At 62.0% G+C, this 2924-nt stretch carries 3 protein-coding genes; 1 reads left to right on the forward strand and 2 read right to left on the reverse strand.

The window, feature by feature from the left end; genetic code table 11:
• Positions 1-13: 13 nt before the first annotated feature.
• Complete coding sequence (locus EOA60_RS26695) at positions 14-1075, reverse strand: UDP-glucuronic acid decarboxylase family protein (protein WP_128312159.1); 1062 nt, start codon at positions 1073-1075, stop codon at positions 14-16.
• Positions 1076-1866: 791 nt separating this feature from the next.
• Positions 1867-2334 (reverse strand): carboxymuconolactone decarboxylase family protein, encoded by a 468-nt coding sequence (locus EOA60_RS26700; RefSeq protein ID WP_095823632.1) that lies wholly within the window; start codon positions 2332-2334, stop codon positions 1867-1869.
• Between the two features lie 135 nt (positions 2335-2469).
• Between EOA60_RS26700 and EOA60_RS26705 the strand changes: the two genes are divergently transcribed.
• The coding region (locus tag EOA60_RS26705; protein ID WP_245502617.1) for a helix-turn-helix domain-containing protein at positions 2470-2924 on the forward strand (455 nt) is incomplete at its 3' end.

A 2924-nucleotide genomic window follows, 5' to 3' on the forward strand; every position in this document is an offset into this window, starting at 1 on the left:
GGGCGGCGGGTCATCATGCCGTTGCCTCCCTGGCGGTTGATGCCTGGACCCTGCGCGGGGCGATGAACCGGCGTCCGCCCAGGACGGCGTCGAAATAGGCAGTGGTGTGGGCGAGGCCTTCGCTCAGCGCAACCTTCGGCTCCCAGCCGAGATGCTGCCTGGCAAACGAGATATCGGGCTTGCGCTGCCTGGGGTCGTCGACCGGCAGCGGCCGGTGCCCGATGCGCGAGCGTGAATTCGTATAGTCGATGACCAGCTCGGCCAATTCCATGACGGTGAACTCGACGGGGTTGCCGAGATTGACCGGGTGCTGGGGGGCCACGCCGGCGTTCATCAGGCGCACGAAGCCTTCGATCAGGTCGTCGACGAAGCAGAAGGAGCGCGTCTGCGCGCCGCTGCCGTAGACGGTGATGTCGTCGCCGCGCAGCGCCTGGACGATGAAGTTCGACACCACGCGGCCGTCGTCGGGCCGCATGCGAGGGCCATAGGTGTTGAAGATGCGCGCGACGCGGACATCGATGCCGTATGTCCGTGAGTAATCGAAGAACAGCGTCTCGGCCGAGCGCTTGCCCTCGTCGTAGCAGGAGCGCGGACCGTGCGTGTTGACATTGCCGAAGTAACCTTCGGGTTGCGGATGCACCAGCGGATCGCCATAGACCTCCGAAGTCGAGGCTTGGAAGATCTTGGCGTTGTGTCGCCGCGCGAGCTCCAGAAGGTTGATCGAGCCGAGCACGCTGGTCTTGAAGGTGTGGATCGGATCGGCCTGGTAATGCGGCGGAGAAGCCGGGCAGGCGAGATTGTAGATCTCGTCGACAGCCAGGTCCGTCGGCAGTTCCTCGACGATGTCGTGCCTGATGCAGGTGAAAGTCGCGTCACGCGCTATCGCTGACAGGTTGTAGCGCTTGCCCGTGTGGAAATTGTCCAGCGCGATGACTTCATATCCATCGGCAAGCAGCCTTTGGCACAGATGAGAACCCAGAAATCCTGCTCCGCCGGCGACCAGCGCGCGTCCTTGATCGGCACGCCTCCGTCCCGGCTTGGTGTCCAGCTTCAGAACCTTGATGACCCTACCCATGGCGACCTCATACTCGCACACACCCACGCATCATCGTTCCGGGCCGGGGCAACAGCGTTGCCCGACCAGGTGAAATCATGGCGATCCCTCCGCATACGCGGAGTCGCCAGAAACGTGTGTTTTGTCTGAGTAAGCGGGGTCGTTGCCGTACGGCTTATGTGCTGCCGCTCAGCGTCCCTTTGCCCCTAAGTCGCGATCCACGAACATGGTTGCCACCACCGCGGACTGCTCGCCCAAATTGCACACCCAACGTATAGAAAGATATACCTGTGCGCCGCATAGTCAACTAATTTAGGGATTCGTTAACGTTACTCTTTTGCTGTTGGTTAACTGTAGGCGTAGGCAGGCGCGCCTTTTGCGTCATAAAAGGGGCGGTTCCGTCCGGCTTTCCCGCGGTAAACACCGCGTGCCGCGGTCTTCGCAAAACTCGTCGAGCGTTAGGGCGGAGGCTTCAAGGTGAAGAACAAGGAACGCGTCTGGCGCCGTCTCTCGGGCTCTGGCATTTCTTGCGGCCGGTCTTTCGGGCTAGAGAATTGCGCAAGTATATCTTAGCTCGCCAACAGGTAGATCTGGCGAGCCCGCAGGCCCTGTCTGCGAAACGCGCTTTCCGAATTGATCGGCGCTAGGCGGCCGTGGTGACGACGGCTCCGCAGCCGTGCTGTCCGGCACGCCGAGATGGCCTCCCGGCATCGCCACCACTCTGAGATGCATCAAAAAGGGAGCACAAGGAGCAGCGCAGTTTGGACGGCTGGACGCCGTGCATTCCTGTTTCTACTCCTCATAGCCCCTCCCTATTCTCCGCCCATCTCCTTCTTGAACTGGGCGAAGTCGACCTGCATGCCGTTGAAGATGGTGCTCCAGTGGCGGGTCAAGGCGGCCAAGGCGACTGCCTCCTGGATCTCCTCGTCGGTGGCGCCGGCGCGTTTGGCGTTCTCGGTGTCCGACCAGACACAATAATTGCAGGGGATTTGCGCCGCGACCGCCAGCGAGATCAGCGACTTCACCTTCGGCGGCAGCGCCGTCTTGTCGCTGAGCTCGATGGCCTTGACCTCGGCCCACGCGCCGGGCAGACCGGCTTTCGGGAACTGCTTCATGAAGCCGGGTACGCCCCCGATGGTCGACTGGATGTCCTTGATGGCGGCGTCATAGTCGTCGGCGCCGGCAGGCACGGTCAAGGCCGCGGTGAACGCGATAGCGGCGAGCAGCGAGGCGGAACGAAGGCAGGAATGCGCGCTTGAGATGATGCGAATGACAGGCATGGTGTTCTCCTCTGGTTTTTGTTAGCCTTACGGTGTAAGGTGATTTGAACATGAACCTTACAGTGTAAGTTGTCAAGCGGCGCCATGGACTCACCGAGCAAGAAAATCCGAACCCGCGGAAAATTGTCCCGCGAGATGATCGAGGACGCGGCCTTTGAGGTAATCGAGCGGGAAGGGCTCTCCGGCTTCTCGATGCGCAAGCTCGCCGCCAGGCTCGGCTGCGAGGCGATGAGCATCTACCATCACTTTCCCTCGCAGGCGCATCTCTACGAGGCGCTGGTCGATCGCCAGATGAGCGGGCTCGTGATCCCCGATGACAGCCTTCCTTGGCGTGAGCGGGCGCGCATCGGTATGCAGGAATTCCGGCGTGTGGCGACGGAGCATCCGGCCTTCGCGCCGTTCATCGTCGTCTATCGCATGAACTCGCCGCCCTGCCTCGCCAAGTTGAACGCCATCATCGGCCTGTTCGAGGATGGCGGCTTCGGACCTGAGCTCAGCGCCCGTCTGTTCCGCGCCGCCGGTTATTATCTGATGGGCGCGATCCTCGACGAGACCGCCGGCTACGCCAAGGGGCCGTCGGCGGTCACCAC

Origin of the sequence: Mesorhizobium sp. M1A.F.Ca.IN.020.06.1.1, assembly GCF_004023265.1 — a bacterium.
Classification (GTDB): Bacteria; Pseudomonadota; Alphaproteobacteria; order Rhizobiales; family Rhizobiaceae; genus Mesorhizobium.

What these genes read in the sequence shown, in the direction of transcription:
- EOA60_RS26695 (WP_128312159.1), bottom strand. Translation starts at nt 1,075, where the DNA reads ATGGGTAGGGTCATCAAGGTTCTGAAGCTGGACACCAAGCCGGGACGG.
- EOA60_RS26700 (WP_095823632.1), bottom strand. Translation starts at nt 2,334, where the DNA reads ATGCCTGTCATTCGCATCATCTCAAGCGCGCATTCCTGCCTTCGTTCC.